25 protein-coding genes, 1 tRNA gene and 1 other RNA gene are annotated in these 24,466 nt (G+C 46.9%); 4 read left to right on the top strand and 23 right to left on the bottom strand.

The window, feature by feature from the left end; all coding sequences use genetic code 11:
* Positions 1 to 238: 238 nt before the first annotated feature.
* Positions 239 to 565, bottom strand: a complete 327-nt coding sequence (locus ABU165_RS20920; RefSeq protein WP_009793089.1) for a thioredoxin family protein — start codon at positions 563 to 565, stop codon at positions 239 to 241.
* A 130-nt stretch (positions 566 to 695) separates the two neighbouring features.
* Between ABU165_RS20920 and ABU165_RS20915 the strand changes: the two genes are divergently transcribed.
* Complete coding sequence (locus ABU165_RS20915; protein ID WP_318060803.1) at positions 696 to 1,235, top strand: flavodoxin family protein; 540 nt, start codon at positions 696 to 698, stop codon at positions 1,233 to 1,235.
* Between the two features lie 34 nt (positions 1,236 to 1,269).
* On the opposite strand, the gene ABU165_RS20910 is transcribed toward ABU165_RS20915, so the two are convergent.
* The 6 genes from ABU165_RS20910 to secG form a co-directional block, all read right to left on the bottom strand.
* On the bottom strand, positions 1,270 to 2,172 hold the full coding sequence (locus ABU165_RS20910; protein ID WP_318060804.1) for a helix-turn-helix domain-containing protein: 903 nt from the start codon (positions 2,170 to 2,172) through the stop codon (positions 1,270 to 1,272).
* Positions 2,173 to 2,310: 138 nt separating this feature from the next.
* Positions 2,311 to 2,669, bottom strand: a transfer-messenger RNA (tmRNA) gene (ssrA, locus tag ABU165_RS20905).
* Positions 2,670 to 2,845: 176 nt separating this feature from the next.
* Positions 2,846 to 3,313 (bottom strand): SsrA-binding protein SmpB, encoded by a 468-nt coding sequence (gene smpB / locus ABU165_RS20900; RefSeq protein WP_009793084.1) that lies wholly within the window; start codon positions 3,311 to 3,313, stop codon positions 2,846 to 2,848.
* A gap of 115 nt (positions 3,314 to 3,428) precedes the next feature.
* Entirely contained in the window at positions 3,429 to 5,774 is a 2,346-nt protein-coding gene (gene rnr / locus ABU165_RS20895) for a ribonuclease R (RefSeq protein ID WP_318060805.1), read from the bottom strand.
* Positions 5,775 to 5,801: 27 nt separating this feature from the next.
* Entirely contained in the window at positions 5,802 to 6,548 is a 747-nt protein-coding gene (locus ABU165_RS20890; RefSeq protein ID WP_318060806.1) for an alpha/beta hydrolase, read from the bottom strand.
* A 172-nt stretch (positions 6,549 to 6,720) separates the two neighbouring features.
* Positions 6,721 to 6,954 carry a preprotein translocase subunit SecG gene (gene secG / locus ABU165_RS20885; RefSeq protein ID WP_009793081.1) on the bottom strand — a complete coding sequence of 78 codons (234 nt, stop codon included), beginning with the start codon at positions 6,952 to 6,954 and terminating at the stop codon, positions 6,721 to 6,723.
* Positions 6,955 to 7,204: 250 nt separating this feature from the next.
* Here secG and ABU165_RS20880 point away from each other — a divergent pair, with 250 nt between their 5' ends.
* Together ABU165_RS20880 and ABU165_RS20875 are read left to right on the top strand one after the other, a co-directional pair.
* Positions 7,205 to 7,819, top strand: coding sequence for a nuclease-related domain-containing protein (locus tag ABU165_RS20880; protein WP_318060807.1), 615 nt, complete (start codon positions 7,205 to 7,207; stop codon positions 7,817 to 7,819).
* Positions 7,820 to 7,887: 68 nt separating this feature from the next.
* Complete coding sequence (locus tag ABU165_RS20875; RefSeq protein WP_318060808.1) at positions 7,888 to 8,160, top strand: hypothetical protein; 273 nt, start codon at positions 7,888 to 7,890, stop codon at positions 8,158 to 8,160.
* Between the two features lie 220 nt (positions 8,161 to 8,380).
* Here ABU165_RS20875 and eno read toward each other — a convergent pair whose 3' ends face one another.
* The 10 genes from eno to ABU165_RS20825 form a co-directional block, all read right to left on the bottom strand.
* A complete protein-coding gene (eno, locus tag ABU165_RS20870) occupies positions 8,381 to 9,676 on the bottom strand; it encodes a phosphopyruvate hydratase (RefSeq protein ID WP_009793079.1) in 1,296 nt (431 codons plus the stop codon).
* Positions 9,677 to 9,701: 25 nt separating this feature from the next.
* The gene (gpmI, locus tag ABU165_RS20865) at positions 9,702 to 11,237 is read right to left on the bottom strand and encodes a 2,3-bisphosphoglycerate-independent phosphoglycerate mutase (RefSeq protein ID WP_009793078.1); all 1,536 of its coding nucleotides are present in this window, start codon (positions 11,235 to 11,237) and stop codon (positions 9,702 to 9,704) included.
* Positions 11,230 to 11,991 (bottom strand): triose-phosphate isomerase, encoded by a 762-nt coding sequence (gene tpiA / locus ABU165_RS20860; RefSeq protein WP_009793077.1) that lies wholly within the window; start codon positions 11,989 to 11,991, stop codon positions 11,230 to 11,232. Before tpiA ends, gpmI begins: the two co-directional genes overlap by 8 nt.
* Before the next feature lie 27 nt (positions 11,992 to 12,018).
* Complete coding sequence (locus ABU165_RS20855; protein ID WP_101549481.1) at positions 12,019 to 13,203, bottom strand: phosphoglycerate kinase; 1,185 nt, start codon at positions 13,201 to 13,203, stop codon at positions 12,019 to 12,021.
* A gap of 196 nt (positions 13,204 to 13,399) precedes the next feature.
* The gene (gene gap, locus ABU165_RS20850; protein WP_094768528.1) at positions 13,400 to 14,407 is read right to left on the bottom strand and encodes a type I glyceraldehyde-3-phosphate dehydrogenase; all 1,008 of its coding nucleotides are present in this window, start codon (positions 14,405 to 14,407) and stop codon (positions 13,400 to 13,402) included.
* A gap of 57 nt (positions 14,408 to 14,464) precedes the next feature.
* Positions 14,465 to 15,487 carry a sugar-binding transcriptional regulator gene (locus ABU165_RS20845; RefSeq protein ID WP_318060809.1) on the bottom strand — a complete coding sequence of 341 codons (1,023 nt, stop codon included), beginning with the start codon at positions 15,485 to 15,487 and terminating at the stop codon, positions 14,465 to 14,467.
* Positions 15,488 to 15,637: 150 nt separating this feature from the next.
* Positions 15,638 to 15,892: a glutaredoxin family protein gene (locus ABU165_RS20840; RefSeq protein WP_224949684.1), complete on the bottom strand. Its 255-nt coding sequence runs from the start codon at positions 15,890 to 15,892 to the stop codon at positions 15,638 to 15,640.
* A 17-nt stretch (positions 15,893 to 15,909) separates the two neighbouring features.
* On the bottom strand, positions 15,910 to 17,241 hold the full coding sequence (gene rpoN, locus ABU165_RS20835) for an RNA polymerase factor sigma-54 (RefSeq protein WP_318060810.1): 1,332 nt from the start codon (positions 17,239 to 17,241) through the stop codon (positions 15,910 to 15,912).
* Positions 17,242 to 17,383: 142 nt separating this feature from the next.
* Positions 17,384 to 17,455: transfer RNA gene (locus ABU165_RS20830), tRNA-Arg, on the bottom strand.
* Positions 17,456 to 17,551: 96 nt separating this feature from the next.
* The gene (locus ABU165_RS20825; RefSeq protein ID WP_318060811.1) at positions 17,552 to 18,058 is read right to left on the bottom strand and encodes a DUF6241 domain-containing protein; all 507 of its coding nucleotides are present in this window, start codon (positions 18,056 to 18,058) and stop codon (positions 17,552 to 17,554) included.
* A gap of 334 nt (positions 18,059 to 18,392) precedes the next feature.
* Here ABU165_RS20825 and clpP point away from each other — a divergent pair, with 334 nt between their 5' ends.
* Positions 18,393 to 18,998, top strand: coding sequence for an ATP-dependent Clp endopeptidase proteolytic subunit ClpP (gene clpP / locus ABU165_RS20820; RefSeq protein ID WP_009793069.1), 606 nt, complete (start codon positions 18,393 to 18,395; stop codon positions 18,996 to 18,998).
* A 115-nt stretch (positions 18,999 to 19,113) separates the two neighbouring features.
* Here the strand turns inward: clpP and ABU165_RS20815 are convergent, their stop codons facing one another.
* The 6 genes from ABU165_RS20815 to trxB form a co-directional block, all read right to left on the bottom strand.
* Positions 19,114 to 19,371, bottom strand: coding sequence for an HPr family phosphocarrier protein (locus tag ABU165_RS20815; RefSeq protein WP_009793068.1), 258 nt, complete (start codon positions 19,369 to 19,371; stop codon positions 19,114 to 19,116).
* Between the two features lie 30 nt (positions 19,372 to 19,401).
* The gene (gene whiA, locus ABU165_RS20810; RefSeq protein WP_009793067.1) at positions 19,402 to 20,352 is read right to left on the bottom strand and encodes a DNA-binding protein WhiA; all 951 of its coding nucleotides are present in this window, start codon (positions 20,350 to 20,352) and stop codon (positions 19,402 to 19,404) included.
* Between the two features lie 41 nt (positions 20,353 to 20,393).
* Positions 20,394 to 21,377, bottom strand: a complete 984-nt coding sequence (locus ABU165_RS20805; protein ID WP_094768526.1) for a gluconeogenesis factor YvcK family protein — start codon at positions 21,375 to 21,377, stop codon at positions 20,394 to 20,396.
* Positions 21,374 to 22,267, bottom strand: coding sequence for an RNase adapter RapZ (gene rapZ / locus ABU165_RS20800; protein ID WP_009793065.1), 894 nt, complete (start codon positions 22,265 to 22,267; stop codon positions 21,374 to 21,376). The genes ABU165_RS20805 and rapZ overlap by 4 nt, the downstream gene beginning before the upstream one ends.
* A gap of 29 nt (positions 22,268 to 22,296) precedes the next feature.
* Entirely contained in the window at positions 22,297 to 22,755 is a 459-nt protein-coding gene (locus tag ABU165_RS20795; protein WP_094768572.1) for an 8-oxo-dGTP diphosphatase, read from the bottom strand.
* Between the two features lie 569 nt (positions 22,756 to 23,324).
* Positions 23,325 to 24,275, bottom strand: coding sequence for a thioredoxin-disulfide reductase (gene trxB / locus ABU165_RS20790; protein ID WP_009793062.1), 951 nt, complete (start codon positions 24,273 to 24,275; stop codon positions 23,325 to 23,327).
* Positions 24,276 to 24,466: the final 191 nt, after the last annotated feature.

Genomic DNA, 24,466 nt, shown 5'->3' with positions numbered 1-24,466 from the left:
TCTCTCCTTTTCATCGTCCTGTTTACTCTTTATGTATAAACACCATTTTTATTATTGCCTTTTTTGAGCTGTCTGCGGCTCCTGCACCCAGGAAAATTTAACCACCTCACTCCATTAACTCTATTACCTACCCTGTTGCCCATTTTTCCAAACATAGCATTTTTCACTGCCAGCTTCAATTCTCAGTTCTCTTACAAAAAGTAAAAAAGCCGGGAGCAGTCTCCAGGCCTTTATTTGTTTATTTGCTATAATACTCGCCAAGGTATTCTGATACCTGTTCCGGTGTCTTCGCATTTGCGCTGTGAAGATGCCCAAGCTTTTCATCGTTCTTGAATACCAGCAGACTCGGAATGCCCATCACATTATATTCGGCAGCCAAATCAGGCAGTTCGTCTTTGTTCAGCTCATATAGAGGAAACTCCTGAAATTCCTCCAGCACGCTCGGCATGAACATATCCATCCGTTTGCAGTCCGGGCACCAGCCCGCAAAAAACTTTACAGTCACTGTTTCCCCGCTGCCGATTATTTCCCTGAATTCTTTTTCTGTTTTGATCATATTAGCCATTCTCATCAACCTCCTGCCCTCATTATATACAAAACGTTTCTGCTTATCCTCAAACTTGCTTTCCTTCGAAAATAAGGTATTTCCGTGTTACACTTAAGCATAAAAGAACACAAGTGAGGAGCATGTGACGATGAAAACTTTATGCTTGCTGGGAAGCACCCGCAAAAATGGCAACTCAGAATATTTGGCAGGAAAAATTCTTGAAGGAACAGACCATACTGTTGTTCACCTGGCTGATAAGCATATTGAAGCCATCCACGACCAGCGCCATGCTGAAGGCGGCTTTGATCCGGTCCACGATGACTACGACGAATTGATTGAGCTGATTTTCAGCCATGATGTCATCCTGTTTGCTACTCCCCTGTACTGGTATGGTATGAGCGGCCCAATGAAGAATTTTTTTGACAGATGGTCACAGTATCTTCGCGACAAGCGCTTTAATTTAAAAGAAGAGCTTGCCAGAAAAAAAGCTTATGTAGCCGTAACAGGCGGCACAAGCGCAAAAATCAAGGGACTGCCGCTCATCCAGCAATTTGAATACATATTTGAATTTGTCGGCATGGAATTCGCAGACTATATCATCGGCGCAGGCGTCAAGCCTGGCGAGGTGAAGGAAGACCAGATTGCGCTGGCTAAGGCAGAGGCTTGGAACAGAAGATTGCGATCATAATAAAGAGAACCTGCCGGGAGGGCAGGTTCTCTTTCTATTCGGAAGAACCTTCCAGTTCTTTCAAATTCTTAAGGTCGGCTTCAAGGAACAGAATAAATCTGGAATCTTTTTGTGCCCTAAAGACCGAGATGGCAATTTCTATATATTCAATCGCCTTGCGATAATCTTTTAAGCCTTCATAGTTTCCACTTAGGTAAGTATATATTTGGCCTAAAAAGCGGATTCTATTTGCTTTTACACACCATTCAATTGCTTCATGGCAGTATTCAATTCCCTCTTGGTATCTCTCCAGGTCGTAAAGGCACCTTGCCTGATTGTATATTACCTTTGTTTTTAAATCTTTATTCTGAAGCTGCGGTAAACCTTTTAAAATATCAGATGCTTCCTGCAGCACATTGAATCCTTGCTGAAAGTTTTTTACGTCATGGTGGAAGAGTGCAATGCTAATAAGAATTTCAAGTTCTGATTCCGTCCAAATCGATGCATTTCTATGGGTCAAATCAATCGCTTCCCGGAGGATCTTAATACTTTTCTCAAAATCTTTTTCCAAGTAAAAAGTATAAATGCCTTTATTCCAGAGAAGCACCTGGTGATACTCGGGATTTTCAAGCACCTGCGGGTTCTTTTCTTCTGTGGCCACAATTCTGCGGAGCTCGTCATAATCAAGCGCCTTTCTGGCAGCATAAAGCTGTTCCAGCACATCCTCAACATACTCATTGCTGGCAATCCCATTCATCCCGAAGAAATAGGAAATATCCACTCCTAGCCTTCGGGCAATAAGGTAGAGAGTCGAAGAAAGAGGAATGATATCCCCCCGCTCAATCTTGCTGATCTGCGCCTGTGTGCAAATGCCTTCAGACAGTTCACTTTGCTTAAGCCCCCTCGTGACTCTTAAATCTTTTATTTTTTTTCCGAGGTTGCTCCCAAAAATATTCAATCTATCACGTCCATTTTTCCTTTTTATAGTAGAATAGCAGGAAATCTGACAAATTTAAAACAATTTTATAAAACGCAAAACGGACCAGCCATAAGGCCGGTCCGTGTAAAATTTGTATAAAATCCACCAAAGTATGTATGGTGGAGACGGTGGGAGTCGAACCCACGTCCAGAAACATCGCCACTTAAGCTTCTACGAGTGTAGTCAGCATATTTGCGTTTCGCTGCATCTTATGCCTGCTGACAGGCGTCCGTGCAGCTAGTCTGGTTGTTCTCTTCCTTCATCCTCAGACGGTGGAATCCGGCGTAGTCCACTTAGAGTGAGTCCCTTACCCTACCACATGGACGATGGAGGGAGGAACCGCTTAGCGCTATTAGGCAGCTAGAGCGAAGTTGTTTTGTTGTTTGCCAGTTATAGGCTTTGACGTTTTAACGAGGCCGATCCCCTCGACTCGCAACCTAAGCTCGAACTATCCCTGTCGAATCCGTAACGTCCCCATATTGGGCAATGTGCATAAGGCATCATTTCCGCTGAGAGCCGGTGCAAATCTTATTCTGCCACTCGGTTTGACGCCAGGAGCGCTCGAAATAGAAGAGCGTAAGTCAGATAGCATCACTGCTACAATACTTATTATATCATATACAGCACGGATATCAATTGTTAAGTCTTGGATTTACATTTTCTGCCGTTCGCGGAATGCCCGCTCAATATCCCGGCCTGCTTCTTTCTTTTTCAAGGTTTCGCGTTTATCATAATTCTTTTTACCCTTGGCCAGGCCGATTAAAACTTTCGCAAAACCATTTTTCAAATACATTTTCAGCGGTACGATAGAATAGCCGGCTTCCTTTGTTTCGCCGATCAGCTTGCTGATTTCTTTATTATGAAGCAGCAGTTTCCTGGTTCTGAGCGGATCATGGTTGTACCGGTTCCCCTGCTCATAAGGGCTGACATGCATGTTGATCAGGAATACCTCCCCGCTGATGATCCTTGCATAAGAATCCTTCAGCTGCACCCTTCCTGCCCGGATAGCCTTAATCTCTGTACCTTGCAGGACGATTCCCGCTTCATAGGTGTCTTCTATAAAATAATCATGATACGCTTTTTTATTTTGGGCGATAACCTTGCCCGTTCCCTTTGGCATATGAATTTCCCCCTCAATCTCTTACACTGATTTTAACAAAAATCTCTCCCAGCAACAATCATGACCCTATATCGGAAAGGAGAGCCACTTGGATGGCTCTCCGGGTTCAAGCTTTTTAGCGTTTCTTTTTCTTACGCTTGGCTTTTGGCGCATTTTCAAAGTGCTTTTTCTCTTTCCGGGCAGGTCCGCCGCCGCTTTTGCCTTTCGAGCCGCCGCTGCGTCCTTTTGGGCCTTCGCCGGCTTTGCCTCTGCGCGGCTTCTTTTCTGTGCTGCCCGTCTTGAACACTCGCGGCGCATCCCGATCATCACGCTTCCGGGGGCCTTTCATGCCGACGATTTCAAAATCTATGGAGCGCTCATCTTTGTTGACATTAATGACGCGTACTGTAATTTCGTCGCCAATCCGGAACACATTGCCGGTTTTCTCGCCGATCATCGCGAAATGGCGTTCATCATAGCGGTAATAATCGTCCGTCATATAGCTGACATGGATCAGACCTTCAATCGTGTTCGGCAATTCGACGAACATGCCGAAGTTTGTAACTGAGCTGATGATGCCATCATATTCTTCGCCAATTTTATCAGCCATATATTCTGCTTTCTTCAGCTCATCTGTTTCCCTTTCAGCTTCGACCGCGCGGCGCTCCATATTGGAGGAATGCTCGGCAATATCAGGAAGCCTTGAATTCATCCGCTCTCTTGTTGCCTGGCTTAAATCGCCTTCAATCAGATAGGTGCGGATGAGCCTGTGGACAACCAAGTCCGGATACCGGCGGATCGGTGATGTGAAATGAGTATAGAACTCAGTCGACAGCCCAAAGTGGCCGAGGCTCTCAGGATCATATTTCGCCTGCTGCATCGAGCGCAGCATGACGGTCGAAATTACCATTTCCTCAGGTGTACCCTGCACCTCTTCAATGATTTCCTGGAGGGCGCGCGGATGCACAGAGTTTGCCGTGCCTTTTACAATGTAACCGAAGTTTGTAATAAACTCGAAGAATCTTCTCAGCTTATCTTCCTTCGGATCTTCGTGAATACGGTAGATGAACGGCACATCCATCCAATGGAAATGCTCGGCGACCGTTTCATTGGCTGCAAGCATGAATTCCTCGATGAGGCGCTCTGCCACGGAACGTTCGCGGAGTACGACATCACTTGGCTTTCCTTCTTCATCAACAAGAACCTTTGACTCTTTAAAATCAAAGTCGATGGCGCCGCGGCCCATCCGTTTCTTGCGGAGCACCGCTGCCAGCTCCTCCATAAGCTGAAACATCGGGACAAGCGGCTCATAGCGCTTCATCAGCTCTTCGTCTTTATCGGTCAAAATCTTGTTAACGTCATGATAAGTCATACGCTCTGTTGTTTTAATGACACTCTGGAAGATTTCATGATTAACCACTTCACCGGAGCTGTCCATTTCCATTTCACAGGAAAGGGTCAGGCGGTCAACCTGCGGATTAAGGGAACAGATGCCATTGGATAATCTGTGCGGGATCATCGGGATGACCCGGTCCACCAAGTAAACACTTGTCGCCCGTTCTTCCGCTTCCTGATCGATCGGTGTATTCTCGCGCACATAATACGTCACATCGGCAATATGTACTCCGAGCTTATAGTTTCCGTTTTCAAGCTTTGTAACAGTTACCGCATCATCCAGGTCCTTCGCATCAGCGCCGTCAATCGTGACGATTGTCTGGTCGCGGAGATCGCGCCGGTTCTTGATTTCACTTTCATCAATGCTGTCAGGTGTATCATTCGCCTGCTCCAGCACTTCTTTCGGGAATTCCATCGGCAGCCCATGTTTGTGGATGACAGACAGGATATCCACGCCTGGATCATTTTTATGGCCAAGAATCTCAAGGACTTCCCCTTCAGCACTCTTGCGCCCCTCCGGATACGTCGTCAGCTTGACAACGACCTTATGTCCTTCTATTGCCCCTTTAGAAGCTGATTTCGGGATAAAAATATCGCTGGTGAACTTTTTGTCGTCCGGGAGCACAAAGCCGAAATTTTTACTTTCAACATATGTCCCGACAATCTGCTGGACACCTCGTTCGAGAATGCGCACGACCGTCCCTTCACGCCTCTGGCCGGAAGATTCAGAAGAAACCCTTGCAAGGACAATATCGCCATGCATAGCATTATTCGTCTCATTCGGCGGTATAAAGATATCATCAAGGCCAGGCTCTTCAGGAATGACAAAAGCAAAGCCTTTTGCATGGCCGGACAGCTTACCTTTGATCAGATTCATCCTGTCCGGCAGGCCGTAGCGGTTGCTCCGAGTCCGGACAACAAGCCCTTTCTGCTCCATGACCACAAGGGCCTTCACAAAGTCTTTAAAATCGGAAGAATCCTCGATTCCGAATGCCTCTTCCATCTCCTGGACGGTCAGTGGCTTATATGCTTCATCTTTCATAAAGTGGAGAAGCTTATCCACGATTTGCTTAATATTATTTTCCATCTATGCTATCCCTCCTAAATAAAGGATTTAAACAGTCCAATCCAGCGATTCCAGGAACTGATATATATCCTCATGCAGCTGATCCTTTTCCTTGTCCAATGTGATGACGTGGCCGGACTCTTCATACCATTTCAGCTTTTTATTATCATTCTCCACTTCGCTGAAGATGATGTTCGCGCTGTCGGTATTGATCATGGCATCATGACGGGCCTGAGCCACAAAGGTTGGGGAATAGATCATATCCACATGATTCCTCACATCGGCGATCAGCTCCTGCAGCGCTTTAAGTGTCTCCATCGGAGTTTTCCTGAATTCAGCCATTTCCTGTTCAATCTGCTCAGGGGATTTGCCTTCAAGCCTCTTATACTCGCTGGCATAGTGAAGGATGCCCTGATACATGACTTCCTCGCTCTTAATATACATTGGTGCACACATTGGAACGATACCCTTTATAGGAACAGTGTAACCTAATTTCAAGGAAAATACCCCGCCAAGCGAAAGCCCGGCAACTGCAATCTCTTCATAGCCCTGTCCCTTCAGCAGCTCATAGCCTTCCATAACATCCTTCCACCAGTCCTCAGGACCGGTATGGACCAGCTCTTCAGGCGGCACCCCGTGTCCCTTATACTGTGGCGCATGGCAGGTATACCCCTTGGTCTGCAAAAACCGTCCAAGCATCCTGACATCCGCAGTATTGCCTGTAAAGCCGTGCAAAAGCAGGACAGCCCTTTTTCCGCCTTCAAAGGTAAATGGTTTCGGTGCAACAATCTTCATTTTGAAAACTCCTTTTGCTATGTAAATGATTTCTTTGATAAGTTCAGCTTCCTTATTTTTAGCAAAGCCGCGCCCAACAATCCACTAAAACGGCTTATCGGCAGCTGAAGGAAAAATATTCCGTTTAGCGGCAAATAAAAAACCTGACCTTCTGGGCCAGGCAGCAGCTTTATTATTTTACAAAATAAGCGACAGCAATTGTTAAAACAAAAAACAGTACAGATAACACAATCGTCACACGGTGGAGTATAAGATCAAGCCCGCGCGCCTTTTGCTTGCCGAAAAGCTGCTCGGCACCACCTGAAATCGCGCCGGAAAGACCCGCACTTTTTCCTGATTGAAGAAGTACAACAACTATAAGAGCAACTGAAACAATAATCAACAGCGTAATTAATAATGTGTACATGAAGTCCACCTCCTGAAACGTACAATCACATTATTCTTAATTTATCATATTTTGGCGGATTGGACAATAGCAATGTTGGTTTGCGGAAGATTGAGCGGGTGTTATTTGAGAAGGGAAAAGACGGTGCCGGATGAATTGGAGCACGTGGAGGAAGGAGCATTGGGTGTGGGGGATTTAGTTAGCAGCTCAAGAAGGAGGACAGGACATGGGGGACGAAATAATTAAATAATACATTTATAAGGAGGAAGATATGATTGTTAAAGAATTAACAGTACCAAAGCGGATATTAGCCCTGGAAGCTCTGCTGCGCCGGCTGGAGGAAGGGAGTCCTGACTGGCACCGTGTTAAGGAAGATCTTGCGAAACGCTGGGCGGGCTACTATGGTGAATTGTCTTTGGATTATTATTTGCAGATGCTGCCGGAAAAAGAGTATCTGGTACTGCATGATCTGCGGCTCGGCCTGTCCGGCAGCTTTTTTCAAATTGATCTACTTGTGCTGCATGCTCATTTTGCATTAATCCTGGAGGTTAAAAACATACTTGGCACCCTTGTATTCGATAAGCAATTCAGCCAGATGATCCGCACCCAGGATGAAAAAGAAGAAGGCTTCCCCGATCCGATCGCTCAGGCAGAACATCATAAAAAACAGCTGGCCCGCTGGTTAGCGGAACGCAGCATCCCTCTCCCCGTCGAATCCCTCGTTGTTATCAGCAAACCATCCACTGTCCTCAAAGCGAACTCCCCAGCCATCAGCAGAACGGTCATCCACAGCCACCGCCTCCTTGGGAAGATAGAAGACTTGAGCGGCCGCTATCAACAAGCGCTCCTGGATGCGAGAGAGCTGAAAAAACCTCTAGATTGTTGATCAAACACCATACACCTGAAAAAATTGATATTCTGTCCAGGATGAGAGTCAGCCGGGAGAATGTGAGGATGGGTGTCCATTGCGGCGGCTGCGGCCATATTCCGGTTATAAGGGTATATGGTACTTGGTTTTGCCCGAAATGCGGGTTGAAGGACAAGTCAGCGCATATCGCAGCTTTGAAGGACTACTTCCTTTTGTTTGGGAAGGAGATTACGAATGGGGGATTTCGGGAGTTTGCGGGGGTGGAATCCGTCCATACAGCTTCAAATATACTAGCAAGCTCAAATTTAGTGGTCTCAGGCAGAGGAAAAGGGCGCAAATACAGCGCACCAGCAGATTGATGGAATGGGTAAAAAGCGTTTATTAGCAACTTTTTCCGTATTTTAGCAACTTTTCAAATTTATTAGCAACTTTCAGGATATATTAGCAACTTTTGGATTTTATTAGCAACTAGCCCTGCTCGCGGCCACTAAACTCCAACCAGGTACCATGCATCAGCTCGAAAAACCAAAACCCAAAAAAACACCAGCCCCAAAAGGCTGGTGTCTCCCTCAAAAAGAATTACTTCTTCAGGTTATAAAAAGATTTCAGTCCATCATATACAGCCAGATCGCCAAGCTCGTCTTCGATGCGAAGGAGCTGGTTGTATTTCGCGATGCGGTCTGTACGGCTCATAGAACCAGTTTTAATTTGGCCTGCGTTTGTTGCAACAGCGATGTCAGCGATTGTGGCATCTTCTGTTTCACCTGAACGGTGGGATACAACTGCAGTGTAGCCTGCGCGCTTAGCCATTTCGATTGCTTCGAAGGTTTCAGTCAGTGTACCGATCTGGTTCACTTTGATCAGGATGGAGTTGCCAACGCCCTGCTCGATACCTTGTGCAAGCTTCTTAGTGTTAGTTACGAAAAGGTCATCTCCGACAAGCTGAACTTTTCCGCCGATGCGGTCAGTCAGAAGCTTGTGGCCTTCCCAGTCGTTTTCATCCAGTCCGTCTTCGATTGAAAGGATTGGGAATTCGTTTACCAGCTCTTCGTAGAAGTTAACCATATCTTCTGAAGATAAGCCAGTGCGGCCTTCGCCTGCAAGATCGTATTTGCCTGTTTCTTTGTTGTAGAACTCAGAAGAAGCAACGTCCATGCCAAGAAGGATGTCTTTGCCTGGCTCATAGCCGGCACTCTTGATTGCTTCGATGATGACTTCAAGTGCTTCGCGGTTGGAACCAAGGTTTGGAGCGAATCCGCCTTCGTCGCCGACTGCTGTGTTAAGGCCTTTGCCTGAAAGAACTTTCTTAAGCGCGTGGAATACTTCAGCACCCATGCGGATTGCTTCCTTGAAAGTAGGAGCTCCTACAGGAAGGATCATGAATTCCTGGAAGTCAACGTTGTTGTCAGCATGTGATCCGCCATTGATGATGTTCATCATTGGAGTTGGAAGCTGCTTCGCGTTGAATCCGCCAAGGTAACGGTATAATGGCAGGCCTACAGATTCAGCTGCAGCGTGTGCACAAGCCATGGATACGCCAAGGATTGCGTTAGCGCCCAATTTGCCTTTGTTTTCAGTACCGTCAAGCTCGATCATTGTGCGGTCGATTCCGACTTGGTCAGTTACATCCATGCCGATGATCGCTTCTGAGATCAGGTTGTTTACGTTGTCCACTGCGTTTTGAACACCTTTTCCAAGGTAGCGGGACTTGTCGCCGTCGCGAAGCTCAACTGCTTCGTGCTCGCCTGTTGATGCTCCTGAAGGAACGATTGCTCTTCCAAAGAATCCTGATTCTGTTAATACTTCTACTTCAACTGTTGGGTTACCGCGGGAATCTAATACTTCGCGGGCATATACGTGCTGGATAAATGGCATAGTAAAATCTCTCCTTAAAATGGAATTATTTTTTTAAAATCGTTGTACCGGTCATTTCAACCGGCTTTTCAACTCCGAGCAGGTCAAGCATGGTTGGGGCAAGATCAGCAAGGATTCCGTCCTCGCGCAGCTCATCCCCTTCTTTTGTTACGATGACAGGCACCGGATTAGTGGTGTGTGCTGTCATTGGATTGCCTTCAAGGGTGACAACTTCGTCTGCATTTCCATGGTCAGCTGTGATGATGGCATGACCGCCTTTTTGAATGATCAGGTCAACAATGCGGCCAAGGCATTCATCCACAGTTTCGATTGCTTTCACTGTCGGCTCGAGCATTCCGGAGTGCCCGACCATATCAGGATTAGCAAAGTTCAGGATGATAGCATCAAAGTTATCTGCTTCTATTTCTTTCACGAGGGCATCGGTTACTTCATATGCACTCATTTCAGGCTGAAGATCATAGGTTGCCACTTTTGGCGAATTGATGAGGATCCGTTCTTCGCCTGGGAATTTCTCTTCACGCCCGCCGCTCATAAAGAATGTTACGTGCGGGTATTTCTCAGTTTCAGCGATGCGCAGCTGTTTAAGATTGTTCTGGGCCAAAACCTCGCCGACCGTGTTGTCCAGGTTGTTTGGCTTGAATGCTACATAGCCGTCAACGGTTTCGCTGAAGTGGGTGAAGCAGACAAAGTGCAGATTCTGCGGGTGCCCTGGGCCCCTGTCAAAGGATCTGAAATCTTTGTTTGTGAATGTATTGGAAATCTGGATCGCACGGTCCGGGCGGAAGTTGTAGAAAATGACTGAGTCATTGTCTTCAATCGTTGCCACCGGCTCACCGTTTTCCCTTGTAATCACGGATGGAATGACGAACTCGTCAAAGATTCCGTTTTTGTAGTTGTCTTCGACAAGATCAAGCGGATCGGAATAAGATGGTCCATCTCCGTACACCATCGCACGGTAGGATTTCTCCACACGGTCCCAGCGCTTGTCGCGGTCCATGGAATAGTAGCGCCCTGAGATGGTCGCAAATTCGCCTACTCCATATTCCTTGATTTTTTCCTGTGCTTCTTTGATATATTTCTCGGCTGTTTTCGGACCGACGTCTCGGCCGTCAAGGAAACCGTGGATATATACCTTTTTCAGTCCCTCATCAGCTGCAAGCTTCAGCAGGGCGTACAGGTGGTGGATATGGCTGTGGACACCGCCGTCGGACAAAAGGCCAAACAGATGGAGAGCTTTATCGTTCTCCTTCGCATGGTTAATTGCGTCTAAAAAGGTTTGATTCTTTTCAAACTCGCCTTCACGGATGGCCACATTCACCCTTGTCAGGCTCTGGTAGACGATCCTTCCGGCACCGATATTCAGGTGTCCTACTTCCGAGTTCCCCATCTGCCCTTCAGGAAGGCCGACTGCTTCTCCGCTTGCCTGCAGGGTAGAGTGGGGATATTTGTTCCAATAACGCTCAAAGTTCGGTTTGTTCGCTTGAGCAACTGCGTTTCCCATCCGTTCACCACGCAGGGCGAATCCGTCCAGGATAATCAGTGCTACTGGGGATTTACTCATTCTTGCCTGCCTCCAGTAATTGAAGGAATGAGTTCGGCTCAAGGCTCGCCCCTCCGACCAGTGCACCATCGATATCAGGCTGGGCCATGTATTCTTTGATGTTTTCCGGCTTAACGCTTCCGCCGTACTGGATGCGGACTGCCTCAGCTGCCGCAGTTGAGAACTCCTCGCCTACCACCTGGCGGATATGGGCGCAAACTTCGTTTGCATCCGCAGAAGTGGAAGATTTGCCTGTCCCGATTGCCCAGATAGGCTCATAAGCGATAACAGTCTGCTTCACCTGGTCTTCTGTGAGGCCGGCAAGGGCTTTTTTCACCTGGCTGCCGACGATTTCAGTTGTTTCGCCGTTTTCGCGCTGTTCGAGCGATTCGCCGACACAAACAATCGGTGTCAGGTTGTAGTTGAACGCAGCCAAAGTCTTTTTGTTAACAGCTTCGTCTGTTTCGTTGAACATTTCACGGCGCTCTGAGTGACCAAGCACTACATAAGATACACCAATGTCCTGAAGGGCTTTCGGGCTGATTTCGCCTGTGAAAGCACCGCTTTCTTCAAAGTGCATATTTTGGGCGCCGATTGCGACGTCATGGCCTTCTGCACTTTCAACAAGTCGCTCTAAGAATAAAGCTGGAGCACAAACGACTGTATCAACATCTTCCTTTGAAGGTACAAGGCCGTTGATTTCCTCTAAGAAGCTTTTCGCTTCAGGCAGGGTTTTATGCATTTTCCAGTTGCCTGCAATAATTGATTTACGCATTCCGGCACATCCTTTCAACTCTTTTGCTTATTTATCATTTAAAGCCGTTACACCAGGAAGCTCTTTTCCTTCGATGAATTCGAGGGAAGCGCCGCCGCCTGTTGAGATATGGCTCATTTTATCAGCAAGATCAAACTTTTCGACTGCAGCCGCAGAGTCTCCGCCGCCGATTACCGAATATGTATCCTGGGATTCAGCAAGGGCTTCGGCTACTGCTTTCGTTCCGCCTGCAAATGCATTCAGTTCAAACACACCCATAGGGCCGTTCCAGATGACAAGCTTGCTTGATTTGATGACATCCTGATAGATGGCACGTGTCTTCGGACCGATATCAAGCGCTTCCCAGTCTGAAGGGATTTCTTCAATGGAAACTTCTTTAATATTGGCATCCTCGGAGAAATCATCCGCAACAAGCACATCGACAGGCATATAGAATTTAACGCCTTTTTCCTCTGCCTTTTTCATGAACGAATTGGCAAGATCGATTTTGTCTTCTTCAAGAAGGGATTTCCCGATTTCATGGCCTTGTGCTTTAACGAACGTATAAGCAAGACCTCCGCCGATGATCAGATTATCTACCTTATCAAGCAGGTTTTCGATAACACCGATTTTGTCCTTTACCTTCGCTCCGCCGACAATTGCCGTAAACGGGCGCTCCGGATTGGACATCGCTTTTCCAAGAACGTCCAGTTCCTTTTCCATCAGCAGGCCGGAAACAGCCGGAAGATGGTGTGCAATGCCTTCAGTTGAAGCATGGGCACGGTGGGCAGCGCCGAATGCGTCATTTACATACACATCCGCAAGTTCTGCAAACGCCTTTGCCAGCTCAGGATCATTCTTTTCCTCACCAGGGTAGAAGCGGACGTTTTCAAGAAGGAGAACATCGCCCTCAGCCATTTCGGAAACCAACCCTTGTACAGCTTCACCGTAGGCTTCGTCTGCTTTCTTTACATCCTTGCCCAACAGCTCTGATAAGCGCTTGGCAACTGGTGTAAGGCGCAGTTCTTCTACTGCCTGGCCTTTTGGACGGCCAAGGTGGCTTGCAAGGATGACTTTAGCTCCCTGTTCAGTCAAGTACTGAATGGTAGGAAGAGCTGCTGTGATGCGAGTTTCGTCCGTAATAGAGCCATCTTTCATCGGCACGTTAAAGTCCACACGGCAAAAAACGCGTTTACCTTTTAAATCAATGTCTTTTACGCTTTTTTTGTTCACGGCAAAGGACCTCCCAGTTTCTGATAGTGTTCAAAAGAAAAGGGAGAGGGAATTGTTTCCCGCTCCCCTTTTCCCCATCATTATAGATGTTCGCTATTTTTTTATCCAATAAAACAGGGTTTTAAAGGAAAGCTTCGGTTCCCGGAGTTCATACAGGACCAAACAATAGCTTATTTATTGTTTTAAATCGTGCCTATTAAAGGCCTTGCTTTGCAATGTAGTCTACAAGGTCTACAACGCGGTTAGAGTAGCCTGATTCGTTGTCATACCAAGAGATTACTTTTACCATGCTGCCTTCCATAACCATTGTTGACAATGCATCAATAGTAGAAGAAGCAGGGCTTCCGTTGTAGTCGCTTGATACAAGCGGCTCTTCGCTGTAAGCAAGGATTCCTTTAAGGTCGCCTTCTGAAGCTGCTTTGAATGCTGCGTTGATTTCTTCAGCTGTTACGTCTTTGTCAAGCTCAGCAACAAGGTCAACAAGAGAAACGTTTGGAGTTGGAACACGCATAGCTCCGCCGTTCAGCTTGCCTTTCAGTTCAGGCAATACAAGGGAAACTGCTTTTGCAGCACCAGTTGTAGTTGGGATGATGTTTTCAGCAGCTGCACGCGCACGACGGTAGTCTTTGTGCGGAAGGTCAAGGATCTGCTGATCATTTGTGTATGAGTGAACAGTAGTCATCATACCGCGCTTGATGCCGAACTTGTCGTTCAATACTTTAGCGAATGGCGCTAAGCAGTTTGTTGTACAAGATGCATTTGAGATAACGTGGTGGCTTCCTGCATCATATTTGTCATGGTTAACACCCATAACGATTGTGATATCTTCGTCAGAAGCTGGAGCTGAGATGATAACCTTCTTCGCGCCTGCTTCTAAGTGTTTAGCTGCATCGTCGCGCTTTGTGAAGCGTCCAGTAGATTCTACTACTACTTCAACGCCAAGGTCTCCCCATCCAAGCTGAGCAGGATCGCGCTCTGCAAGAACCTTCACTCTTTGGCCGCCTACTACCAGGAAATCTCCGTCTACAGAAACTTCTTCGTTAAGTGTGCCGTGAACTGTGTCATATTTTAACAGGTGTGCAAGCATGTTTGCATCTGTAAGGTCGTTTACCGCTACAACTTCTACTTCTGAGTTCTTAAGTGCTGCGCGGAATACGTTGCGCCCGATTCTTCCAAATCCATTAATACCAACTTTAACTGCCATGTTAATATTTCCTCCTTTAGATAGTAGGGATATTTGTTAGTTTTATATTAAAGGGGATTACCCTTTTAACAACTGTTTTGCTGCGCCTTCATCCGTGATCAGGATCGTTGAGGACGGCGCCTGTTTCATATAGGCCCTTATTGCCTTTGCCTTCGAAGACCCTCCGGCAACTGCAATAACATGTTCGATATCTGCCAGGTCTTTGAGCTGAAGCCCTATGGTCTGCACTTTATGGACCACTTCGCCCGCTTCATCGAAATAATAGCCGAATGCTTCTCCTACTGCTTTCCGCTCCTGAATCTTCAATACGTCCTCCGGTGTCGTTTTACGGCGCTCCGCCATTGTTATAGCGTCTCCAATTCCATGTAAAACCATTCCAGCGGATTGTATCAGATTCAATACTTCATTAATAACGGGTTCCTTCATGATTGTCTCGTACATCGTCTTGCTTACCTGATCCGGGACATGAAGGAATTTGTGGCGGGAGGCTGTGTGCTCCGCCATCATGGCGCAGATGGTATTCGCCTGGTTTTTGACCTCCTCGCCGATGCCGCCCCGTGCAGGGACGAACAGCAATTCGTCGTCAAAGAGATTGGGCGTCAGCATCTCCGCCACGGCCGCCATGGTCGATCCGCCCGTTACAGCAACGGTATTCTTCCCTTTAAGCCTCTGTTTCATACTGGCCGCACAGGCCCTGCCAAGCTCGCTTTTCACCCATGGTGATTCATCGCTGTTGCCGGCAACCACAATCACCTGCCGGACGCCAAGGACTTCTTTCAGCCTTGCTTCCAGTATGTCTATACCCGTTATGTCTCTCATTATGCTTTCAAGTCTTTCCAGTAAATCCTTGCCTTCGGCTGTCAGGTTCATACCTGAACTTGCTACAGAGATAAGATTTTGATTCTTTAGGAAATCAACCTCGCTTCTAAGCACTCTTTCCGTTGATCCAAGGCTCACTGCCAGACTTCTTCGGCCCACCGGCTGCATAAAACCTATGTACTGAAGAATTTGGTAGCGTTTTTGCATAACAGTAAGTAAATCAGGCAATAATCTTTTTTGTATATCGATCAATGAGTCCATCGCATGCCCCTTTTTTAGAAGTATTCCATAGGAACGTTCTAACGTGGTCAATTTCTGTCCCGCATAGACATATTATGTCCCGCTTGAACCAAAAAAAATCACCCCTGTTACAATTACATTCTAGCAGGAGTGATTTGCGAATTCAACTGATTAGAACCGGTTTTTTGCTGTAAGCGCTTCATATAGCGTAAATTGATCAATCCGCCCAAACTGGACCTCTTCCCCATCCAGTTCCACGACCGGAATCATAAGCCCGTACCGTTCAGTCAGATCATCGCTGGCGCTGATATCCACTTCCTCAAGCTCAAATTCATGCTCTGCTTGAAGATCCAGGATTAATTTTTTTGCATTATCGCACAAATGGCAGCCTTCTCTTGTATATAATCGCATCTGTCGATCTTTCACTATACTTCCTTCTTTCTTCATTCATATCTTTTGCGTTTCGCTGAAGAGGGGATGCCCAGCTGGTCCCTGTATTTGGCGACCGTCCGCCTGGAAATGACGATAGCATCCCCCTTCTCCAGTATGCTCATGATCTCCGAGTCAGAAAGAGGCTTCAGTTTATCCTCAGCTTCTACCATGGCAGCAATCTTCTTCTTCACACTTGCTGACGAAGCACCATCGGCACCGGTAGTCTTTACCGCGCTTGTAAAAAAGGTCTTCAGCTCAAATGTGCCAAAAGGAGTCTGGACATACTTTTCGCGGACCGTCCGGCTTACTGTCGACTCATGGATTTCCAATTCATCCGCGATTTCTTTCATTGTCATCGGTCTCAGCTTTGCAGGCCCTTCAATGAAAAAATCCTGCTGTTTTTCTACCAGCTTCATTGTAACCTTTTTAATCGTATCTTTCCTTTGTTCCAAACTGCGGACAATCCAATTATAGTCCTGCGACCGGTCCTGGAGGTATTTCCTGACCTCTTTGTCGCCAGTGCTTTTAAAGCTTTCATAATACTGGCTGTTAAAGCTGACTTTTGGGAGCAGCTCATCCTGGACGGTTATCAGGAAAGAGCTGCCGTCCCAGCTGACAGCCACATCAGGGACAATATAGCCTGCACTTTCTTTTGAAAAAGCCGCTGCAGGCCTTGGATTGAGCGTTCTGACTAAATCGGAGACACGCTGGATATCCTTCAGCTCCACACCAAGGAGCGAAGCCAGCTGCTTCCACTTTTTATCGGCGAACCATTCGAAATGCTCTTCCATGATCACTTCAGCGAGATCATCCGGGCTCAAAAGCCGCTGCACCTGCAAAAGGAGGCATTCCTGCAGTGTCCGCGCCCCAATGCCCGCCGGCTCCAGAAGCTGAAGCTCTGCGAGTGCTTCTGCTGCATCGCCTTTACTGACGCAGAGCTCATCCGCAATTTCTGTGACACTTTCACGCAAGTAACCGTTTTCATCTATACTTTTAATAATCCTTCTGATGATCTTGTCCATCAGAGGAGATATATATTTAATTTCAAGCTGTGAGATCAAATAATCCTCAAGCAGATTGTCTTTTGCCCTGATCTGCTCGATCCACGATCTGTCATCCTTTTTCAGCTTGCTGCTTGCACCTCTGACTCTGTCGCGGCGCGGATCCATCGCCCTTACATTTTCTGTCTCTATCTGCATAAGGGGATTTTCAAGCGCCCTGCTCTCCAAAAAGGCCGTAAGCTCAAGCGCAGAATATTGAAGGAGCGCAATCGCCTGGGACAACTCCTGTGTCATCGCCAATTTAAGCGACTGCTGCTGAAATAAACCTGCATTCATGTTCATTGCACATTCCCCCTTCTTCTATTTTACATGATGGGAGGGGAATGGTGAATGGGAATATATATAAAGAAAGCAGAAGCATTTCGCATTCCGGCTCAAACGAAAAAAAGCCTCCAGCCCTATAACAGGCAGGAGGCTTTTAGTACGCCCTCGGCAGGAATCGAACCCACATCTCAAGAACCGGAATCTTACGTGCTATCCGTTGCACCACGAGGGCAAATCATACAGGTCTTCTATAAGACACTAGTATATAATACTAAAGCCGGCCGCTTTTTGTCAATGGTTAAACAATAATTGACTATAGCGGCCGATTTTATTTAAAGTTTTTCTCGATATACTTCTGTTCCTCTTTTTCGCTCAGGAGTCCTTTGGCTTCCCCGACAGTACCTCCCTGGAGCTTCCAGATGCTGTTATGGTTCCTGGCTGCAGACGAAAAGTCGCCCTCACTCCATCTTTTAAGGATATCCAGGTATAAATCTGAATGCTGGTAGTTCATTTCATTTGCTTCCACCACATAGATCAGCCTGCTGATCCTGTCAGGAGTGATCTGCAGTGCGCCCCATTTATTTTCCGCTTTCACCTTTTGATGGCTCATATCATGGATGGCCTGCTGTACAGCTGATTCTTCCATATTGCCCGGGAACAGCTTTTTCAAGTCCTTTTCCCCTTTGGACGAAGCTGACCTTTCTTCCGCAGCCCGTTCTCCCTTTCCTAGTGAAGTATAATTATAGGCAGCATATCCGGCCAGTGCCAGGATGATCAGGCCCAGCCCTGCAAGCCGCAGCTTATTATGAAAAAATGATTTCTTTTTTTTAGACAAAATCGCAGCCTCCAGCATTAATTTACATGCCCGTATCCCCACTTCAATTTTCAGCTTCCTTTGTTTAAAAATAGAAGAGCTGGGTATGATGGTTATGGATAAGGAAATTTTTATCAATGCAATTATTATACCGCATTAAGCAGGTATATCCTGCTAAAGAGAGAATAAAATGATTGCAGCATATATTGGATTTCCATAAGCGATTTGTTTGACCTTTATTGACCATCAGTGTATCATAATGATTACATACAGAACCCAAAATATTTCTTCTTATGGAAGAACATGCTTTAATCCGTTGTATGTTGGATCTTTATCTTGAAGGAGGAACTGACAAATGAATTTAATCCCTACAGTTATTGAACAGACAAACAGGGGCGAGCGCGCATACGATATTTATTCACGCCTTCTGAAAGACCGCATCATCATGCTTGGTAGTGCGATCGATGATAATGTGTCAAACTCCATTGTAGCTCAGCTGCTATTCCTGGAAGCAGAAAACCCTGAAAAGGATATCACTTTGTACATCAACAGCCCTGGCGGCAGCATCACTGCCGGTATGGCGATTTATGATACGATGCAGTACATCCGTCCGAAGGTTTCCACAGTCTGCATCGGGATGGCCGCTTCCATGGGTGCATTCCTTCTGGCAGCAGGCGAGAAAGGCAAGCGTTTTGCCCTTCCAAACAGTGAAGTCATGATCCATCAGCCGCTGGGCGGAGCTCAGGGCCAGGCAACAGAAATCGAAATTGCCGCAAAGCGCATTCTTTTCCTTCGCGAAAAGCTCAACCAGATTCTTTCAGAACGCACAGGCCAGCCGCTTGAAGTGATCGCTAAGGATACTGACCGCGACAACTTCATGACAGCTGAGAGAGCATTGGAATACGGCCTGATCGACCAGATCATCAGCCGCAATGTCCTGGAAGAAAAGAAAGACAAGTAAAGAGAGCAAGAGGGCTGACAGGTTCAGCCCTCTTTTTTGTGGTTAAAGAGATTATGGTGTTAAACAAAGAAAAAGCGCCCTGCACAAATGCTCAGGGTGCCTTTTCAGTTTTTTTTCAGCTTTCCTGCTGGATATATTGCGAAAGCTCTTCGAGTGCTTCCTCTTCATCACTTCCATCAGCCACCAGGTTTACAACAGAGCCGGTGCTGACTGCAAGGCTCATAAGGCCCATGATGCTCTTCGCATTGACCTTCTTTCCGTCCTTCTCCAAAAAGATATCTGAAGAAAAGCGGTTTGCTTCCTGGACAAACAGGGCGGCAGGTCGGGCCTGCAGGCCGGTCCGCAGCTTTACTTCCACTTGTTTTTCAACCATTTCTCTCTAACCTCCCATATTATCTTATTTCTAATTGCCTGTTATGGATTCACCTAAACGCAGTTTTTCTGCTATTTCATCTATTTTTCTAAGTCGGTGATTAATGCCTGATTTGCTGATATGGCTGCCTGACACCATCTCCCCAAGCTCCTTCAGGGTTACATCCTGATAGGCTACCCGAAGCTCTGCAATTTCCCTGAGCTTTTCCGGGAGTATATCAAGGCCGACAGTATCCTTGATATAACGGATATTCTCGACCTGCCTGAGAGCCGCGCCGATTGTTTTATTAAGATTGGCGGTCTCGCAGTTTACAAGCCTGTTCACCGAGTTCCTCATATCCCTGACAATCCGGATATCCTCAAAGCGCAGCAGCGCTCCGTGGGCACCGATGATGTTCAGGAATTCGGTGATCTTCTCGGCTTCCTTCAAATACGTGATATAGCCTTTTTTTCTTTCAAGTGTCTTGCTGTTCAATCCAAATGTATTCATTAATTCACACAAAGAATCATTATGCTCTTTGTATAGTGAAAAAATTTCCAAGTGATAAGATGATGTTTCAGGGTTGTTCACCGAGCCGCCGGCAAGGAAGGCGCCGCGCAGATAGGAGCGCTTGCAGCATTTCTTTTTCACAAGCTCCTCTGAAATATCATGGGTAAAATCAAATCCCTCTTTCAGGATCTTCAGGTCGGCGAGTATTTCCTGCGCCTGCTGCGCCAGTCTTACAATATAGACATTATTCTTTTTCAGGCGCATCTTTTTTCGTACAAGCAGCTCCACTTGAACGGTGTAATTCTTTTTCGTCAGTGTATAAATTCTTCTCGCTATGGCGGCATTCTCTGTCTGGATATCCACAATTAGTTTCCGGCTGGAAAAAGAGAGTGATCCGTTCATCCGAATAAGCGCTGATAATTCAGCCTTGCCGCAGCAGTCTTTAACTTCAAGGTTGGTTAGTTCCTTTTTCGTTTCCGAAGCGAAAGACATACCTTCACCCCCCGCCCAGACAAACGTTTGCACATTTATATTTACGCTTTATATCGCTTGCTGGTTTCATTTATTAGTAAAGAAAATAAAATATCTGCTACTTCCTGTGTATCATGGCGGATGACGCCGCCGTCCAGGCTGACGATTTCGCCGTGAACAACCTCGAGGCCCAGCCCCTGCAGGTTGGCCACATCATAATGGACAGGCTTGGCCAGCTCCTCGCTGTACCGCTCCTGTACTTTTTGCGGAATATCTTCCTTATTGACAAGGATCGTATTGATAAAAGAACAGTTCATATGGTCATATATGGCCTTTACATGATCGCTCGCCGTAAAATCCAGCGTCTCCCCTGCCTGCGTCATCAGATTGCAGATATAGACCTTTTTGGCCTTCGCATTGCAGACCTCTCTTCCCAGGTTCGGAACAAGGAGGTTTGGAAGTATGCTTGTATAAAGGCTGCCAGGCCCGATGATGATCAGATCCGCCTGCCTGATGGCCTGGATGGTCTCCGGCAGGGCATTGACATCCTCAGGGCTCAGGAAGACTTTTTTAATTTTTTTCCCTGAGTATGGAATCTTGGATTCTCCCGAAACAATTGTCCCATCCTCCATCTCAGCATGGAGGACGACACTCTGGTCTGCAGCCGGGAGAACCTTTCCCCTAACATTGAGAACCTTGCTCATTTCCTGGATGGCATGAGTGAAATTGCCTGTGATCGAGGTCATGGCAGCAAGGATCAGGTTGCCGAGTGAATGGCCGGAAAGCTCATTCGCGGTGCTGAACCTGTGCTGGAACATTTCCTCGATGAGCGGCTCCACATCAGACAGTGCAGCTAAAACATTTCGAATATCCCCAGGGGGAGGAATCTGCAGTTCATTCCGGAGGCGGCCCGAGCTCCCGCCATCATCAGCCACCGTCACGATGGCTGTGATATCTGCAGGATGCTTCTTCAAACCGCGCAGGAGGACCGGGAGCCCTGTGCCTCCCCCTATGATGACGATTCTAGGCTGTTCTGTACCTGTCATGTTGTTTTATCCTTTCTCCTCTCGATATCGCGATGAGTGATATGTGTATGGTAATCCGCTTCATAAAAGCGGGCAATATACTCAGCTAGGGCTACAGAACGGTGCTGGCCGCCTGTGCAGCCAATCGCGATCACCAGCTGGGCCTTGCCCTCGCGCTTATAGTGAGGGAGCATGAAGCTCAGCAGATCTGTAACCTTTTCGAGAAATTTATTGGTTTCATTCCATTTCAGTACATATGTCGACACATCTTCGTCCAAGCCGGTTTTCGGCCTCATGCTCTCGATGTAATGGGGATTCGGCAGAAATCGTACATCAAACACAAGATCTGCGTCTATCGGCAGGCCATGCTTAAAGCCAAATGACATTACATTGACGGTAAACGTCGTCTTCCGGTTGACTGAAAACTGATCAAGGATTTTTTCCCTCAGCTCCCGCGGCTTCATGTTTGATGTTTTATATATCAGCTGGGCCCTCCCCTTCAGCTCCTCCAGAAGCTCCCTTTCAAGTTTGATGCCTTCAAGAGGCAAACCTGACGGAGCAAGGGGATGGGAACGACGCGTTTCCTTGTAGCGCCTGACCAATGTAGAGTCATCCGCATCCAGATACAAAATCTGCGGAGCCACCCATGAAGTTTCGGCCAAATCGTCCAGCGCCTTGAATAGATGATCAAAGAACTCCCTGCCGCGAAGGTCCATGACCAGTGCAACCTTATTCATCTTATTCCCTGATTCCTTCATCAGTTCAAGAAATTTCGGAAGCAGAGTCGGAGGCAGGTTATCCACACAGAAAAAGCCAAGATCCTCAAAACTCTGGATCGCCACTGTTTTCCCTGCTCCCGACATCCCAGTTATTATGACCATTTGTGTATCAGTCGCCGCACCGCTGCTCATTCCTATTCTCCCCCTGTAATCTATATTATTTAACTCGGGTCCAGCCGGTAGCTTAGAAGCTCGAAATTCGGCGTATACGTAAACGTCCCGTAAATAATTCCATTTCCATGAATCATATATTCAAGAATGTGATAATCGCCGGCAGCCATCGGCAGATTCTTAATATCATCAAAATCATGCCAGGCCAGCTTCCCTTCCTCCGACTCATCCAGATTGATGCCATCAGACTCCCGTGCAAGGAAAGTAAACATCATCCATTCAGAAAGCACCTTATCCCCGTCTTTCATAATGAAGGTAAAGATCCCCTTCAAGCCCGGGTTTCTTAAGTATATGCCTGTCTCCTCGCGGAATTCCCTGATGCAGGAATCCCGGACTGATTCACCCGGCTCCATCTTTCCTCCGGGCGCTACCCACCAGCCACGTCTCGGTTTTTGTAAAAGCAATACTTGATTTTCCTTCAACAGCACACAATTCGTGACCCGCTGCAACAGCCTCACCTCAGCATTTCCTTCTCATGACCGCCGTACAGGCAGTCCTGTCGAATATATTCCTTTCATTATACTATTTTTGTCATGCTGCCACAATGAAATGAAAAAATGAAATGCGGAGGCGGCTCGCCCAGAGCCGACAATCATAAGACGCAAAAGAATAAAAGGCGTTCTTTGCCTTTAATTCTTTTGTGGCTTATGACTCGAGGCTCCGCCGGAGCTGGACAAATTGAAATGCAAAGGCGTCTTGCCTTCGCCCAAAAAAAAGAGCACAGGCTATGTAGGCCTGTGCTGCACAAAGGATTATATCTTAAAAGGGGGTCAATTTCTATTCCTATATTACCCGATGTTTATTGCACTACTGTTACAGTACGATTAAAACAAAATGACTTTTTAAAATTCTCGTAAAAAGCTGCCCAAAACCCTTATATATTGCGGCTTTTGGCCTATTACCCCAGCTGGATGGAAGCGGCATCTTTTTTGCTTTTCCCTCTTTAAAAAATCTTATCCGCCCTGACAGTGAATGAAAAAAACGCCCATCTTAGGAATGGACGTTTTTTCATTCAATATTAAGCTTTCGCCTTTAAAGATTCCATCAATTCTTCCACAAAGTGCTGGGCACTTTGTGCGGCAATACTGCCATCGCCTGTTGCTGTCACGATCTGGCGAAGCATTTTCTCACGGATATCTCCGGCAGCGAAAATGCCGGGAACCTTCGTTTCCATGCGTTCGTTCGTTTCGATATAGCCGTTCTCATTGGTGATGCCAAGGCTTTGGAAAGGTTTGGACAATGGCACCATGCCAATGTAGATGAATACGCCATCTGCCTTGAATTCGCGCTCTTCCCCATTTTCAGTAGAAACAAGCGTGACGCTTCCCACCTTGCCTTCGCTCTCGTTGATTTCTTTAACTGTAGAGTTCCAGATGAAATCAACCTTCTCGTTGTCAAACGCGCGCTGCTGAAGGATTGCCTGTGCGCGCAGCTCGTCGCGGCGGTGGACGATGGTTACTTTTTCCGCGAAACGGGTCAGGTAGACGCCCTCCTCGACAGCAGAATCTCCTCCGCCGACAACAACAAGCTCTTTGCCTTTGAAGAACGCGCCATCACAGACAGCACAATATGATACACCGCGGCCGCCGAGTTCTTTTTCACCCGGAACACCGATTTTTTTATATTCAGCACCCGTTGTAATGATTACAGCACGGGCTTTATATTGTTTTGATCCTGCAACAACGGTTTTGTATTCTTCACCGTCGATGATTTCTTTGATATCGCCATATGCATATTCGGCGCCGAATTTCTTGGCGTGGTCGAACATTTTAGTAGATAGGTCAGGGCCCAGGATATGATCGAAACCAGGATAGTTTTCGACTTCTTCTGTGTTGGCCATCTGCCCTCCCGGCACGCCGCGTTCAATCATCAATGTAGACAGGTTGGCACGGGATGTATACACAGCAGCTGTCATTCCGGCCGGTCCTGCGCCAGCGATGATGACATCATAAATTTTTTCTTCTGTCATCTTGCTCCACTCCTTCACTAGGACTTGCTGATTCCCCCTGAGAAATGCTTTTTCTATAGTCATATTACCGCTCTGAAAAAATTGCCTTTACCGCCTCGGCGGGCAGAAGGAACTGATGGAGCAGTGCGTTTATTCCCAAGAAAAACAGCGGTTGTTTCAATAGTATTTCCTTACTAACCATATCCTATAAA

The organism is Cytobacillus sp. T106 (genome assembly GCF_040492155.1).
Lineage (GTDB): Bacteria > Bacillota > Bacilli > Bacillales > Cytobacillaceae > Bacillus_AB > Bacillus_AB infantis.
The sequence above is the reverse complement of the archived record's forward strand: the minus strand, read 5'-3'. Positions and strand labels throughout refer to the sequence as shown.